General features: G+C 66.3%; 13 protein-coding genes and 1 pseudogene. 10 read left to right on the forward strand and 4 right to left on the reverse strand.

Annotated features, from left to right (window positions below; translation table 11 throughout):
- Positions 1 to 106: 106 nt before the first annotated feature.
- A pseudogene (locus KDC96_RS13170) lies at positions 107 to 1794 on the forward strand (long-chain fatty acid--CoA ligase).
- 30 nt (positions 1795 to 1824) lie between these two features.
- On the opposite strand, the gene KDC96_RS13175 reads toward KDC96_RS13170, so the two are convergent.
- The gene (locus KDC96_RS13175; protein WP_212448855.1) at positions 1825 to 2244 is read right to left on the reverse strand and encodes a polymer-forming cytoskeletal protein; all 420 of its coding nucleotides are present in this window, start codon (positions 2242 to 2244) and stop codon (positions 1825 to 1827) included.
- 4 nt (positions 2245 to 2248) lie between these two features.
- Positions 2249 to 3346 carry a peptidoglycan DD-metalloendopeptidase family protein gene (locus tag KDC96_RS13180; RefSeq protein WP_212448856.1) on the reverse strand — a complete coding sequence of 366 codons (1098 nt, stop codon included), beginning with the start codon at positions 3344 to 3346 and terminating at the stop codon, positions 2249 to 2251.
- Positions 3347 to 3669: 323 nt separating this feature from the next.
- Between KDC96_RS13180 and KDC96_RS13185 the strand changes: the two genes are divergently transcribed.
- The 8 genes from KDC96_RS13185 (at position 3670) to KDC96_RS13220 (ending at position 10380) form a co-directional block, all read left to right on the forward strand.
- Positions 3670 to 4947, forward strand: a complete 1278-nt coding sequence (locus KDC96_RS13185; RefSeq protein WP_212448857.1) for a glutamate-5-semialdehyde dehydrogenase — start codon at positions 3670 to 3672, stop codon at positions 4945 to 4947.
- Positions 4948 to 4959: 12 nt separating this feature from the next.
- Entirely contained in the window at positions 4960 to 5607 is a 648-nt protein-coding gene (locus KDC96_RS13190) for a nicotinate-nucleotide adenylyltransferase (protein WP_212448858.1), read from the forward strand.
- Between the two features lie 78 nt (positions 5608 to 5685).
- Positions 5686 to 6099, forward strand: coding sequence for a ribosome silencing factor (gene rsfS, locus KDC96_RS13195; protein ID WP_212448859.1), 414 nt, complete (start codon positions 5686 to 5688; stop codon positions 6097 to 6099).
- Between the two features lie 94 nt (positions 6100 to 6193).
- The gene (locus KDC96_RS13200; protein WP_212452703.1) at positions 6194 to 6616 is read left to right on the forward strand and encodes a 23S rRNA (pseudouridine(1915)-N(3))-methyltransferase RlmH; all 423 of its coding nucleotides are present in this window, start codon (positions 6194 to 6196) and stop codon (positions 6614 to 6616) included.
- The gene (locus tag KDC96_RS13205; RefSeq protein ID WP_249171800.1) at positions 6585 to 7886 is read left to right on the forward strand and encodes a murein hydrolase activator EnvC; all 1302 of its coding nucleotides are present in this window, start codon (positions 6585 to 6587) and stop codon (positions 7884 to 7886) included. Before KDC96_RS13200 ends, KDC96_RS13205 begins: the two co-directional genes overlap by 32 nt.
- A 158-nt stretch (positions 7887 to 8044) precedes the next feature.
- Complete coding sequence (locus tag KDC96_RS13210; RefSeq protein ID WP_212448860.1) at positions 8045 to 9382, forward strand: S41 family peptidase; 1338 nt, start codon at positions 8045 to 8047, stop codon at positions 9380 to 9382.
- Positions 9383 to 9400: 18 nt separating this feature from the next.
- Positions 9401 to 9862, forward strand: a complete 462-nt coding sequence (locus KDC96_RS13215) for a disulfide bond formation protein B (protein ID WP_212448861.1) — start codon at positions 9401 to 9403, stop codon at positions 9860 to 9862.
- Positions 9859 to 10380 carry a demethoxyubiquinone hydroxylase family protein gene (locus tag KDC96_RS13220; RefSeq protein ID WP_212448862.1) on the forward strand — a complete coding sequence of 174 codons (522 nt, stop codon included), beginning with the start codon at positions 9859 to 9861 and terminating at the stop codon, positions 10378 to 10380. The genes KDC96_RS13215 and KDC96_RS13220 overlap by 4 nt, the downstream gene beginning before the upstream one ends.
- A 124-nt stretch (positions 10381 to 10504) precedes the next feature.
- On the opposite strand, the gene KDC96_RS13225 is transcribed toward KDC96_RS13220, so the two are convergent.
- Positions 10505 to 11848 (reverse strand): nucleotide sugar dehydrogenase, encoded by a 1344-nt coding sequence (locus tag KDC96_RS13225; RefSeq protein WP_249171801.1) that lies wholly within the window; start codon positions 11846 to 11848, stop codon positions 10505 to 10507.
- A gap of 173 nt (positions 11849 to 12021) precedes the next feature.
- Between KDC96_RS13225 and KDC96_RS13230 the strand changes: the two genes are divergently transcribed.
- Positions 12022 to 12684: a hypothetical protein gene (locus KDC96_RS13230; protein ID WP_212448863.1), complete on the forward strand. Its 663-nt coding sequence runs from the start codon at positions 12022 to 12024 to the stop codon at positions 12682 to 12684.
- Positions 12685 to 12690: 6 nt separating this feature from the next.
- Here KDC96_RS13230 and KDC96_RS13235 read toward each other — a convergent pair whose 3' ends face one another.
- Positions 12691 to 13704 (reverse strand): NAD-dependent epimerase/dehydratase family protein, encoded by a 1014-nt coding sequence (locus tag KDC96_RS13235; protein ID WP_212448864.1) that lies wholly within the window; start codon positions 13702 to 13704, stop codon positions 12691 to 12693.
- Positions 13705 to 13743: the final 39 nt, after the last annotated feature.

The following is a 13743-nucleotide window of genomic DNA, read 5'->3' on the forward strand; positions in this document are numbered from 1 at the left end:
ATCGCGCGGCACGATTTGGACTGGGCCTGCAAAAACTTGCAAAAACCCTGCATGAGCGGGGTTGTCGCGGTTGTGCGACCAACGCAGAGCGTCCAAGGCTACTTACATGAATGTCAATTACGCCTACCATCACCCGACCCCGTGGGACACCGAGTTCGAGCAGCTGACGCTTCCCGAATTGTTCGAACGGACCGTCCGCCACGACCCCGATGCGCCGTTTCTGCATTTCCTCGGCCGCACCTATTCCTACCGCGAGATCTTTACCGAAGCGCAGCAGTTCGCTGCCGGCCTGGCGGAGATGGGGATTGGCAAGGGCGATCGCGTGGGTCTGTTCCTGCCGAACGTCCCGATCTACGCCTCCGCCTATTACGGCGCGATGATGGCGGGTGCGATCGCGGTCAATTTCTCGCCGCTCTACACCGTCGAGGAGCTGGCCTGGCAGGTCGAGGACAGCGGTACGCGGGTGCTGGTGACGCTCGACGTGCCCGAGCTGTTTGGCACCGCACGAAAGGTTCTGAAGACATCGAAACTCGAGCGGCTGGTGGTGGGAACGCTCGCCGACATGCTGCCGTGGTTCAAGGGGCGGCGCTCAAGCTGTTCAAGCGCAGCCAGATCGCCGATGTCGGCTATGGCCCCGAAATCCGCCACTGGGCGGGCATGATGGGCGAGTGGGACTGGGCCGCATGGGAGGCAGGCAGTGCGCAGCCGCTGGTCGAGCTCGACGCCGTCAAGGACCTCGCGCTGCTGCAATATACCGGCGGCACCACCGGCCGGCCCAAAGGCGCGATGCTCGGCCACAGCCAGCTCGCGACCAACGCGCTGCAGGTCGCCGCGATCAACCCGTTCGGCAATCCGCGCGAAGAAGTGTTCATGGGGGCGCTGCCGTTCTTCCATGTCTTTGCCAACACCAGCCTGCTCAACCACGCCGTCGCCAGCGGCGCCTCGATCGCGATGGTCCCGCGGTTCGACGCGGCGCAGGTGCTGGAGACGATCGAGAAACACCGCGCGACCGGTTTCCCTGGGGTGCCAACCATGTTTCAGGCGCTGCTTGACCATCCCGACCTCGCCAGGACCGACCTGTCATCGCTCAAGGTCTGCATTTCGGGCGGAGCGCCGATGCCGGCGCAGGTCCATGAGCGGTTCGAGGAAGCGACCGGCGTGCGCCTGGTCGAAGGCTACGGCCTGACCGAAAGCTCGGGCGTCGTCTCGGTCAACCCCTATGCCGGGACCCGCAAGCGCGGGACGATCGGGCAGGTGCTGGCCCGGACCGAAGTGATCCTGCTCGACAAGGAAGACCCGTCGCGGCTTGCGCCCGACGGCGAGCCCGGAGAGCTGGCGATCCACGGACCGCAGATCATGCGCGGCTACTGGAACCGGCCCGAGGCCGCCGCCGAGGTCTTTGTCGAGCGCGACGGAAAGCGATACCTGCGCACCGGCGATGTCGCGGCGATCGATGCGGACGGGTTCCTGTCGATCGTCGACCGGATCAAGGACATGATCGCGGTCGGCGGGTTCAAGGTGTTCCCGAGCGTGGTCGAGGATGCGATCCTCAAGCACGAGGCGGTGAAGGAAGCTCTGGTTATCGGCGTGCCCGACGCATATCGCGGCGAAAGCCCGCGCGCCTATGTCACGCTCGAGGACGGCGCCGATATCGCTGCCGAGGCCCTCAAGGGCTGGCTCAACGAGCGGGTCGGCAAGCACGAACGGGTTGACCGGGTCGTGATCCGCGAAGAACTGCCGAAAACGATCATCGGCAAGCTCGATCGCAAGGCGCTGCGCGCCGAAGTGCTGTGAGGTGATCGCTGCCGGTTCGTCGGCTGCGGATCAGGTCGCGATCTTCAGCTGCGCCTGATCACCGTTTTCGGGCTTCTGTTCCGCCGGACGTGCGGCGGGGTTGGGCGCGGTCGCCGCTTTGCGCTGCGCATTCGGAGCGAAGCGCCCGTCGACTTGCGCACCCTGCTCGATCGTCAGCGCGTCGTAATGCACGTCGCCCTGGATCTCGGCGGTCTTCAGGATCACCAGTTCACGCGCCGTGATCGAGCCGTTCACCCGGCCCGAGAAGCGCGCGCTCTCGGCGTGGACGCCGCCCATGATCTGGCTCGATTCGCCCTGGACGAGCGAGGCGCACTTGATGTCGCCCTCGATGGTGCCGTCGACATGCAGATCGGCGGAGGCGGTGATGTCGCCCTTGATCTTGATGTCGGAGCCGATGACGGAAAATGTCGAGTTGGAACCGTTTGGCATGGCTTTACCCTGCGATCGCTGTGGTGGTGGGGCGGGCCGATCCGGCTCCGCGGACTTCTTTGAGAACATCGGGGGCGGCCTCCAGGAATTTGCGCGGATTGACGGGGCGTTCGTTGATACGGACTTCGAAATGCAGGTGCGGGCCGGTCGAACGGCCGGTGCTGCCGATCCCGCCGATGGTCGCGCCGGCCTCGACCGACTGGCCGACCGCGACCGAGAAACGCGACATGTGCGCGTAGCGGGTCATCATGCCGTTGCCGTGGCGAATTTCGATCACCTTGCCATAGCCGGATTTCCAGCCGGCAAAGGTCACCACACCCTTGGCCGCGGCATAGATCGGCGATCCGACCGGACCCTTGAAATCGATCCCGCTGTGCATCGCGCCGCCGCCGGTGAACGGATCGCGGCGATAGCCGAAGCCGGACGAAATGTTCTGCCCTGCCGGGACCACCTGCGGAATACCTTCGAGTGCACGTTCAAGCGCCGCCATGCGCGCCAGGCTAAGGCCGAGCCGCTCGAAACGCGGATCGAGATCGCCATTGGTCGAGGTCGCCAGCACTTCGAGCGGACCACCGATCGCGGCGCTGGCGTTGCGCGTCATCGCGCGAGGATCGAGGTCGAGCTTGCGCATCGCCTCTTCGGCTTTCCGGGCGCGATAGTCGGCGAAGCGGGTGATGCGCTCGACAAAGGCCAGCTGTCGCGCTTCGACTTCGGCAAGTCCGCGCGCCTGCGGAACCATCGCGCCGACTTTCTTGACGGTCTCGGTGGTTTCCTGGGACGAATCGGTGACGTTTACGCCGGCGTCGCGAATTTCCTCGGGCAGCATCGGCAGCATCGCGTCGAGGAACTTCTGGCGTTCGTCGAGCTCGTCGATCACGCGCTCGAGATCGTTGCCGTAGGCATCGATCCGTTCCTGGGCCGAGGCAACCTTGGCCTTGTCCTGCTCGAACGATGCGAGCTCGGCTTCGGCCTGATACTGGCTCCAGGCCATGACGCTCATCGAACCGGCCCAGCCGAGCAACAGAGCCGCTGCGCAGGCGGCACCGGTCATCTGGATCTTCGACGAAATCTTGATGAAGCGAACCTGACCCTGGGAGCGCATAAAAAATTCGCGATCGGGAAACCAATCGCGAACGCGCTCGATCCACGGTCGTTTGGTGGATTTATCTGACAAAGCGGCCCCGTCCATTTCTTATCTTGTGAGGGGAGGCGCTACCAATCACCGACCTGCGCGTCGAATCGATGCGTTAACGGAACCGCCGAGTCGATACGGAATCGCGGTGAAACGTTCTCAACCCCGGAACGAATCCCGGAATCGCCGGAGAATCGCGGGAAACCGCCGGTTCTGACCCCTTCGAGAACGTTAACAAATCCCGCGATTCGGAGCACCTGACAGGCCCTTTCATCGCTGCTAATGCGCAGGTCATGACGCTGCATTCCCCCGTTTCTGCCGAAGACCCGATCGCGCTGGTCGCGAATCTTGCGGGTGCCGGCCGCGCGGCCCAGCGCAGGCTGGCGGCGATGTCGAGCGCGGCCCGCGCGGCGGCGCTTCGCCGCGCTGCAAACACCCTGCGCGCGGCATCGACGACGGTGCTCGAGGCGAACGCGCGCGACATGGCTGCGGGCGAGGCGCGCGGCCTTACCGCAGCGATGCTCGACCGGCTGATGCTCGATGCCGGGCGGATCGAGGGGATCGCGACCGGAATCGAGGCGGTGGCGGCGCTGCCCGATCCGGTCGGCCAGGTGATCGACCGGACCGAACCGCCCAACGGCCTCAAGCTCAGCCGGGTGCGGGTGCCGATCGGGCTGATCGGGATCATCTACGAAAGCCGCCCCAACGTCACCGCCGACACCGCCGCGTTGTGCGTGCGCGCGGGCAATGCGGTGCTGCTGCGCGGGGGCAGCGAGGCGGTCCATTCCAACCGCGCGATCCACGCCGCGCTGGTCGCCGGCCTGGTCGAAGGCGGAGTGCCCGAGGCTGCCGTCCAGCTGATGCCGACGCAGGATCGCGCGGCGGTCGGCGCGATGCTGCAGGCGCACGGGGCGATCGACATGATCGTGCCGCGCGGCGGGCGCGGACTGGTCGAACGGGTTCAGGCCGATGCCCGGGTCCCGGTGCTCGCGCATCTCGACGGGCTGTGCCACACCTACATCCACTCTGCGGCGGATCCTGCAATGGCGAGGGCGATCGCGCTCAACGCCAAGCTGCGCCGCACCGGCATTTGCGGGGCGATGGAAACGCTGCTGATCGATGCCGGGTTCGCGCAGGCGGGCGAGATCGTCGGCGCGCTGATCGATGCGGGCTGCGAGGTGCGCGGCGACGCCCGGATTTGCGCGCTCGATCCGCGCGTGATCGCCGCGAGCGACGCGGACTGGGACACCGAATATCTCGATGCGATCCTGTCGGTGGCGATGGTCGACGATCTCGAAGGCGCACTGGCGCACATTGCCGGACATTCGTCCGACCACACCGAGGCGATCATCACCGAAGACGCCGCTGCCGCGGATGCGTTCTTCGCCGGGGTCGACAGCGCGATCGTGATGCACAACGCCTCGACGCAATTCGCCGACGGCGGCGAATTCGGGCTCGGCGCGGAGATCGGGATCGCCACCGGGCGGCTGCACGCGCGCGGGCCGGTCGCGCTCGAAGGGCTGACGACCTACAAGTGGCTGGTGCGCGGCACCGGTCAGTCGCGGCCCTGACGCCGCGCGCCGATGGGCACCCGCACCGGACTTCTCGGCGGCAGTTTCAATCCCGCGCACGGGGGGCATCGCCGCATCACCCGGTTCGCGATCGACGCGCTGGGACTGGACGAGGCGTGGTGGCTGGTATCGCCTGGCAACCCGTTGAAATCCGGCAAGACCATGGCCCCGCTGACCGCGCGGCTCAGATCCGCAGAGCTCCAATCCCGGCGCGCGCCGATCGTCCCGACCGCGATCGAGGCGCAGCTCGGCACCCGCTACACGGTGGATACGCTGCGTCAGCTCAGGCAGCGCTATCCCAAGCGCGATTTCGTGTGGCTGATGGGCTCAGACAACCTTGCCCAGTTCCACCAATGGAAGGATTGGCGCGGCATAGCGCGGACAATGCCGATTGCGGTCATCGCCCGGCCCGGCTATAACGCGGAAGCCATGACGAGCCCCGCCATGGCCTGGCTGCGACGCTATCGAGTGCCGCTCGCCAGCTTTCGGAAACGGGGGCAAAGGAGCGCACCGGCACTGGTGTTCATGCGTTTCGATCCGGACCCGAGATCGGCCACGGCCATCCGCCGTGACAACGCCGATTGGGCTTCCCGCTATCACGACGCAGCGGTGCGCGATCGGCTGACATTTCGTCGGATTACCGCCAGGGAGGATGCATGAGGCGCTTGTCTCGCGCACCTTGCTCCCTATTTGCTGACCAGCAACACTTCCCCGCAAATCGGAGACTATTGCTTGCCTATGACTCAGGCACAGACGGCGTCGGCTTCGGCTGGTGCGACAGAAAACGCGGCCATCATGGCTGCTAGGATGACCGCCGAGGATCTGCACGAACTGGTGCTGAGCCAGCTCGACGACGATCAGGCGCAGGATGTCGTCTCGATCCCGCTCGAGGGCAAGAGCTCGATCGCCGATCACATGGTGATCGCGAGCGGGCGTTCGACCCGGCAGGTCGCAGCGATCGCGCAGAAGCTGGCGGAGAAGGTCAAGCAGGCCGGGTTCGGACCGGTGCGGGTCGAAGGCCTGCCCGCCGCCGACTGGGTGCTGATCGACGCCGGCGACGTGGTGGTCCACCTGTTCCGCCCGGAGGTGCGCAGTTTCTACAACCTCGAACGGATGTGGTCGTTCGAGGGCGGGGAAGCGGCGGCTTCCTAGATTCGCGCACCCTGTCCGGGGTGAGCGCTCCGCAGGCCACGCCCCGCTGCGGCCAGCTGCGCCGGTCGAGGTCCGAGCATGGGGGTTATTCACGATTCTCCTTCACGTCATCGCCCGCGGAAAGATTGCCCGATCGCCCGAGGCGGCGCTGGTCGACCGCTACGAAAAGCGGCTGACCTGGCCGGTCAGGCTCACCGAATTGCCCGAGACGGGCGGGAAGACTCCCGATCCGCAAACCCCGTGCAAAACGGTGCTGCTCGACGAACGCGGGCGGACGCTGACTTCGGAAGATTTTGCCGCACTGCTGGAGCGGTGGCGTGACGATGGCGTGCGCGAGGCGCGCTTCGTGCTGGGCGCGGCGGACGGCCATTCGCCGCAGGAGCGCGCCGACGCCGACCTGCTGCTTGCCTTCGGCCCGGCGACCTGGCCGCACCTGCTGGCCCGCGCGATGCTGATGGAGCAGCTTTATCGTGCGACGAGCATTCTTGCCGGGCACCCCTATCATCGGGCAGGGTAGCGGCGTGAACCATCGCGCGATTTTCCTTTATGCAATCACAGCGGCGGTGCTGGCTCCGGTTGCGATCGGCATCTCCGACAGCATCGCCCAGCGCGATGTGTCGGTGATCGAACCCGACCAGGCCCAGGCCGAGTTGCAGCGCGCCACGCGCGAGAGCCAGCGCGCCGAAGCGCGTGCCGAGCGTTTCGAGCGACAGGCCGAAGCTGCGACCGAGGCCGCCGACAAGACCGCGCGCGAGGCCGCAGCGCTCGCCGCCCGGATCCAGAGCGCCGAGGCCGATATCGTCGCCGCCCAGGCACGCTATTCGCTGGCGCAGTCGGCGCGCGAACGGCTGTCGGCGCGGTTGTCCGAGCGGCGCAGACCGCTGGTGCGGCTGACCGGGGCGCTGCAGACCACCGCGCGCCGCCCGCTCGCCCTCTCGGCGCTGCAGCCGGGCTCGCTGAAGGACGTCGTCTATGTCCGTGCGGTGCTCGCCAGTGCCGTGCCCCAGATCCGCGAGCGCACCGCAGCCCTGCGCGGCGAGCTCGAACAGGGGCGGCGGCTCGAGCGGCAGGCGCGCCTGGCGCTCGTCTCGCTGCGCGAGAGCGAGACCGACCTGCAGGCGCGCCGAGCCGAACTGGCCCGGCTGGAAACCCGGCAACGGCTGGCATCGCGCGCGGCACGCGGTACCGCCGTGCGCGAAAATGAGCGCGCACTGGCGCTGGCCGAGGAAGCGCGCGATCTCGACGGGCTGATCGAGCAGATCGATGCGGCGGCGGGCCTGCGGCGCGAGCTGGCGGCCTTGCCGGGCCCCGTTCCGCGTCCCGCAGGGCTGAAACCGGCGGATCGGGCGGCAATCGCGGAAGCGGCATCGGTGACTGGCGATCAGGCCGACGGTGCATCGCGGGAAACCGCCAGTGCGGCGCCTCCTGGCGATTTCCAGCTGCCGGTGCAGGGCCGCACACTCACCGGTTTCGGTGAAATGCGGGCCAGCGGGCTGCGCAGCACCGGGCTTTCGCTCGCCCCGGCTCCGGGGGCGCAGATCGTCGCTCCGGCCAGCGGTCGAATCGCCTTCGCCGGACCGTATCGCGGATTCGGACAGATCGTCATCATCGAACACGACGGCGGCTGGACCTCGCTCGTCACCGGCCTCGCCCGCAGCGAGGTGGCGGTGGGCACGCGGGTGTTCGGCGGCAGTCCGCTCGGCGTCGCCGCACGGGAGAATCCGGTCATTTCGGTCGAATTGCGGCGTGCCGGGGAGCCGGTCAACCCGCTGCGATTCATCGGCTAGCGGCGCCGCCGTCGAGACAATCGGGCGCTTCGACGAAATTAGCGCCCGCCCGCTCGCGTGCCCCGCTACGGGACGCCGGATGCGTGCGCTGCGCCAATCATCTGGCGTTAAGCCGCGCAAAGCTATACGAACGGGTTCGAAAGGAGCCTCTCTTTCCCATGAAAATCGCCGGATTTCTGCGCAGCGCAGCGCTCGTGACCGCAGTCGCCCTGATTCCCGCCACCACCGCTTCGATGGCGCAGATCGATGGCCGTGCCGGTCCCGAATTCTCGAAACTGTTCGCCACCTACCAGCGGATCAAGGCGAGCTATGTCGAGGACGTGAAGGACGAAGTGCTGGTGCGCGGCGCGATCGACGGGATGCTGGCCGCGCTCGATCCGCATTCCGCCTATCTCGACGGCAGCGACCTGCAGCGGCTCGAAACCATGATCGACGGCAATTATTCCGGGCTCGGCCTGTCGGTCGTGATGGAAGACGGCGCGGTCAAGGTGATCTCGCCGTTCCGCGGCAGCCCGGCCGACGAGGCCGGTATCAAGGCCGGCGACTTCATCACCCATCTCGATGGCGATCTGATCTATGGCGGCAGTCTCGACGATGCGGTGGCGCGGATGCGCGGTCAGGCCGGGACGTCGATCACGCTGACGATCTTCCGCCCCGGTCGCGACGAACCGCTCGAAGTGCCGGTAACGCGCGGTGTGATCGAGCTCGAGCCGGTCACGTATTCGCTCGAAGCGGGCAATATCGGGGTGATCTCGGTCAACGAATTCTCCGCCGATGTCGGCGCCGATGTCTACAACGCGTGGACCGACATCCAGAAGGAGGCCACCGGACGCGTGAGCGGACTGGTGCTGGACCTGCGCTCCAACCCGGGTGGTTCGCTCGACGAGGCGGTGGCGCTGTCCGACCTGTTCCTCGACAAGGGCCGGATCGTCTCGCAACGCGGCCGTGCGCGGGGCGAAACGCTGCTCTACGATGCGGAAACGGTGTTTCGGGGCGACATGGCCGAAGGTGTGCCGGTGATCGTGCTGATCGATGCCGGCTCGGCTTCGGCATCGGAAATCGTCGCGGGCGCGCTTCAGGATCATCGCCGGGCGCTGATCATGGGCGATCGCAGCTTCGGCAAGGGCTCGGTCCAGTCGCTGCTGCCGCTGGGCGCGGATGCGGCGCTCAAGCTGACCACCGCACGCTATTTCACGCCCATGGGCAAATCGGTGCAGGAAGGCGGGATCAAGCCCGACATCAAGGTACCGCAGCTGTCCGATCCCGATCTCGCGCTGCGGCAGAAATACCTGACCCGCGAATCCGACCTGCGCGGCCATCTCATCAACGAGCTCGGCGTGAAGGACGAGGAGATGGAGAGCGACAAGGTCGACGATCCGCGCTTCCGTCTCACCGCCGAACAGCTCGAGGAGCAGGGGATCGAGGATTTCCAGCTGCACTATGCGCTCGAAACCCTGCGCCGGACCACCAGAAGCTCGGTGGCGCTGCGCCGGTAAAGCGCGTAGGGGCGCGACATGGCTGGATCGATCAAGGCCCGCCTCCTCGCGCTAGCCCTTCCGGCGGCGCTGCTGGGCGGGGCCTATATTTCGCAATACGTGTTCGGGCTGTACCCGTGCGAGATGTGCTGGTGGCAGCGCTGGCCGCATTTCGCTGCGCTGGGCTTCGCGCTGCTCGGCCTGGCGATCCCGCCGCCACGTTTGTGGACCGGTCTTGCGGCGCTGGCGATCATCGCCTCCGGGCTGATCGGCGGTTTCCATGCCGGGGTCGAATATGGCTGGTGGCAGGGGATTACCGGCTGCGCGACCACCCAAATCGGCGCGATCGACGTGATGGATCCGACGGCCGCCCCCCTGATCCGCTGCGACGTCGCGCCGTGGACCCTGTTCGGGATATCGCTGGCAGGGTGGAATTTCCTCTTTTCAACGCTTGGCGGGCTCACCATCTTGGCCCTGATGCTGAAACAGGAGCGAGCATGAACCGCGATGAACTACACCGGATGATCCGGGTCGATCAGGCCGGAGAATTCGGTGCGACGCGGATTTACGAAGGCCAGCTCGCGGTGATGGGCGATCGCGGACCGCATTCCGCCGAAATCCGCCACATGGCCGAACAGGAAGAGGGCCACCGCGCCAAATTCGATGCCTTGATGGCCCGGCGCGGCGTGCGCCCTACCGCACTGCAGCCGTTCTGGTCGGCGGCGGGCTATGCGCTGGGAGCGGGAACGGCGTTGCTCGGCCCCGAAGCCGCGATGGCCTGCACCGCGGCGGTCGAGGAAGAGATCGACAGGCACTATTCCGAACAGCTCGATCGGCTGGTGGAATCCGGCGAAGATCCGGAACTGGCCGAAATGATCGAGGATTTCCGCGAAGACGAGCGCGAGCATCGCGATGCCGCGCTGGCGCACGGGGCCGAGAAAGCCCCGGCCTATCCGCTGCTGTCGGGCGCAATCCGGCTCGGCTGCCGGATCGCGATCAAAGTCAGCGAACGCTTGTGACATTCAGTGATTTGTGGTGATCGGCGTCAGAGACGCCGCAAGGCCGACTGGCCGCCCGCAGCGACGCGATCTTTGATCGCATGAGCGAGGAAGTCGCGCGCCCGGATGGGCGTGCGGAAACAGATCAAAGCGCCCAGTAGTTTAGCTCTTTTGGAAGCTGATTCCGATCCAGAGCCGACTTCACGTCGATCAGGACTCCGCTGGACTTGATCCGCTTGGCGAGCTTTGCCCCTTCAGCGACGTAGTCGGCGTGATCGACAGCGAGGATCAGCGCGTCCAGATCGGTCAGCGTCTCCATTTCGCTCAACTCGATCCCGTATTCATGCATCGCTTCCGCCGGGTCGGCCAAGGGATCGGCCACCGTCGGCCCGATCCCGTATTCGCGCAGCTCGGCGATGATGTCGGGCACCTTGGAGTTGCGGATATCCGGAACGTCCTGCTTGAAGGTCAGCCCGAGCACCCCGACCCGCGCCTCGCCTAGCGGGGAATCCAGCGATTTGAGCAGCTTGATCGTCTTCTGCGCGACCGCCTGTCCCATCGAATCGTTGATCCGGCGCCCGGCGAGAATGACTTCGGGGCGGTAGTTCAGGCGTTCGGCGGCGGCCGTCAGGTAATACGGATCGACACCGATGCAGTGCCCGCCGACGAGGCCGGGCGTGAACGGCAGGAAGTTCCATTTGGTCCCCGCCGCCGCGAGCACGTCGCGGGTCGGGATTTCCATCCGGTCGAAGATCAGCGCGATCTCGTTCATCAGCGCAATGTTGAGGTCGCGCTGGGTGTTCTCGATCACTTTCGCCGCTTCGGCGACCTTGATGCTCGGCGCTTCGTGCAGTCCGGCATCGACGATCGCACCGTAGATCGCGCGCATCCGCGCCAGAGCTTGCGGGTTTTCCGCCGCGATGATCTTGGTAATGCTTTCGAGCCGGTGGACCGTGTCGCCGGGATTGATCCGTTCCGGGCTGTAGCCGAGCGCAAAGTCGCGCCCCTGCTGCAGGCCCGAATGCTGCGCGAGCAGCGGTCCGCAGAATTCCTCGGTCGCGCCCGGGAAAACGGTCGATTCGAACACCACCAGCGCGCCTTCGCCGAGCCGCGGGCCGATGGTTTCGCAGGCCGAGCGCAGCGGCGCGAGATCGGGGCGGCGTTCCTCGGTAATCGGAGTCGGAACGGTGACGATGATCGTGCTCGCCCCGGCCAGCGCCTCGGGATCGTCCGACACGTCCAGCCCGCATTGCGCCAGCCGATGATCGTCGATTTCGCGGGTGTAATCGTGCCCGGCGCGCAAGCTTTCAATGCGGCGCTGCGAGATGTCGAAGCCGACGATGCGTCCGCCCGTCTTCCCCAGCCGTTCCGCCAGCGCCACCGCGACCGGCAGCCCGACATAGCCGAGCCCGACGACCGCGATCGTTTCCGTGATCGCGGCTCCGTGCGCCACCGGCATGGCGTCGTTCTTGCGGAAAGGTGCATTCATGCCAGCCCCTTAACCCCCGGATGCTCTACATTTCGCTAACCATTCGGCGCGCGGCGATTGACATGGAGCAATGACGCGGCTTCACACCCGGTTCACTCGCCCGTGCGTATCGCCGCACACGTGGAACAGCGCCCGGCGCATACGCCGCCGCAGCCGATTTGAGAGGTAGGAAGATGCAGCCGTCCCGGTTCAAGACATGGACAAGCGCCCTCGTTGCCGCGGGGTTTGCGCTCGCCACGCCGCTTGCGGCGCAGGACGATTCGCTCACCGACAACCGGCCCCCGCTCAGCGACGACGTGCAGATCGCCTATGTCTATGGCGACGACGAGGCCCCGCCCTGCCCCGAAGGCGATATCTGCGTGTTCGCCCGACTGCCCGAGAACGAACGGTTCCGGATTCCGCCCGCGCTGCGGTTTTCCGACAGCCCGCAGAACAACGCCTGGGCGCGCCGGGTCGAAAGCCTCGAACTGGTCGGTGCCTTTGGCGCTTTCTCGTGCAGCCCGGCCGGAGCGGGTGGGTTCACCGGCTGCACCCAGCAGCTGATCAACGACGCCTATCGCGACCGCAAGGAAGGCGAGGACGTGCGGTTCAGCCAGCTGATCGAGCAGGCGCGGCGGGACCGGCTTCAGAGCATCGATGCCGATGCCGCAGCCGAACAGGAGCGGGTCGAGCAGATCGAGCGCGAATATCTGGAGCGGCTGGAGCGCGAACGCGCCGGAGCGCTTCCGGGTGAGGTGGAAAACGCGGCGGGTCCGCCATCGCTGAATGACGACGAGGAAACGCCGTCCGACACGGCAGAGCCCGACGGCAATCCCGACGACACCCCGCTGCGCTAGGGCCGGTCAGACCGCGTAATAATCGCGGTACCAAGCGACGAACTGGCGAATGCCCTCGCGCACGTCGGTTTGCGGGGCATAGCCGGTCAATTCCTTCAGCAGCGTCGCATCGGCCCAGGTCGCGGGCACGTCGCCCTTTTGCATCGGCATGAAGTTCCTGATCGCCTCGCGCCCGCATTCTGCTTCGATCGCTTCGACGAAGTCCATCAGCCGCACCTTGTCCGAATTGCCGATATTGACGACCCGCCACGGCGCGACCGGTGACAGGCTGTCCCATTCGGGAATATCGTCCTTGCTTTCGGGCCTTTCGGGCGCAGCGTCGATCAGCAGCCGGATGCCGCGCACCAGATCGCTGACATAGGTGAAGTCGCGGAACATCTCGCCCTGGTTGTAGATGTCGATCGGCGTCCCTTCGAGGATGCCGCGCGTGAACTTGAACAGCGCCATGTCCGGCCTGCCCCACGGGCCGTAGACCGTGAAGAAGCGGAACATCGTGGTCGGCAGGTTCCACAGATGGGCATAGGAATGCGCCATCGCCTCGTTCGCCTTCTTGGTCGCGGCATAGAGCGTCAGCTGCGTGTCGCACTTTTCGCGCTCGTCGAACGGCATGTCCTCGTTCGCGCCGTAGACCGAGCTGGTCGAAGCCATCAGCAGGTGATCGACCTCCAGCTCGCGCGCGCATTCCATCACGTTGAACGTGCCGATCAGGTTGGCATCGACATAGGCACGCGGATTCTCGAGACTGTAGCGCACCCCCGCCTGCGCGGCGAGGTGGACGATCACGTCGGGCTGTTCCGCCATGGCGAGCGCGTGCAGCGTCTCCATGTCTTCGAGCATGCCGACCGTGCAGGAAAAGTTCGGGTTCTGCAGCAGCATCTGATGCCGCCGCTGCTTTAGCCTTACGTCGTAATAGTCGGTGATCCCGTCATACCCGACCACCCGAAAGCCCTCGGCGAGCAGCAGCTGCGCGAGGTGGTAACCGATGAACCCGGCCGAACCGGTGATGAGAACCGTGCGCATTGCCCCGTGGGCCTCCCGTCGCTGTGCCGCGTCCAGTGG

It is taken from the genome of Erythrobacter sp. JK5 (genome assembly GCF_018205975.1).
Lineage (GTDB): Bacteria > Pseudomonadota > Alphaproteobacteria > Sphingomonadales > Sphingomonadaceae > Erythrobacter.

Coding starts and splice junctions, on each gene's coding strand:
- KDC96_RS13175 (WP_212448855.1), bottom strand. CDS start 2,244: ATGCCAAACGGTTCCAACTCGACATTTTCCGTCATCGGCTCCGACATC.
- KDC96_RS13180 (WP_212448856.1), bottom strand. CDS start 3,346: ATGCGCTCCCAGGGTCAGGTTCGCTTCATCAAGATTTCGTCGAAGATC.
- KDC96_RS13185 (WP_212448857.1), top strand. CDS start 3,670: ATGACGCTGCATTCCCCCGTTTCTGCCGAAGACCCGATCGCGCTGGTC.
- KDC96_RS13190 (WP_212448858.1), top strand. CDS start 4,960: ATGGGCACCCGCACCGGACTTCTCGGCGGCAGTTTCAATCCCGCGCAC.
- rsfS (WP_212448859.1), top strand. CDS start 5,686: ATGACTCAGGCACAGACGGCGTCGGCTTCGGCTGGTGCGACAGAAAAC.
- KDC96_RS13210 (WP_212448860.1), top strand. CDS start 8,045: ATGAAAATCGCCGGATTTCTGCGCAGCGCAGCGCTCGTGACCGCAGTC.
- KDC96_RS13215 (WP_212448861.1), top strand. CDS start 9,401: ATGGCTGGATCGATCAAGGCCCGCCTCCTCGCGCTAGCCCTTCCGGCG.
- KDC96_RS13220 (WP_212448862.1), top strand. CDS start 9,859: ATGAACCGCGATGAACTACACCGGATGATCCGGGTCGATCAGGCCGGA.
- KDC96_RS13225 (WP_249171801.1), bottom strand. CDS start 11,848: ATGAATGCACCTTTCCGCAAGAACGACGCCATGCCGGTGGCGCACGGA.
- KDC96_RS13230 (WP_212448863.1), top strand. CDS start 12,022: ATGCAGCCGTCCCGGTTCAAGACATGGACAAGCGCCCTCGTTGCCGCG.
- KDC96_RS13235 (WP_212448864.1), bottom strand. CDS start 13,704: ATGCGCACGGTTCTCATCACCGGTTCGGCCGGGTTCATCGGTTACCAC.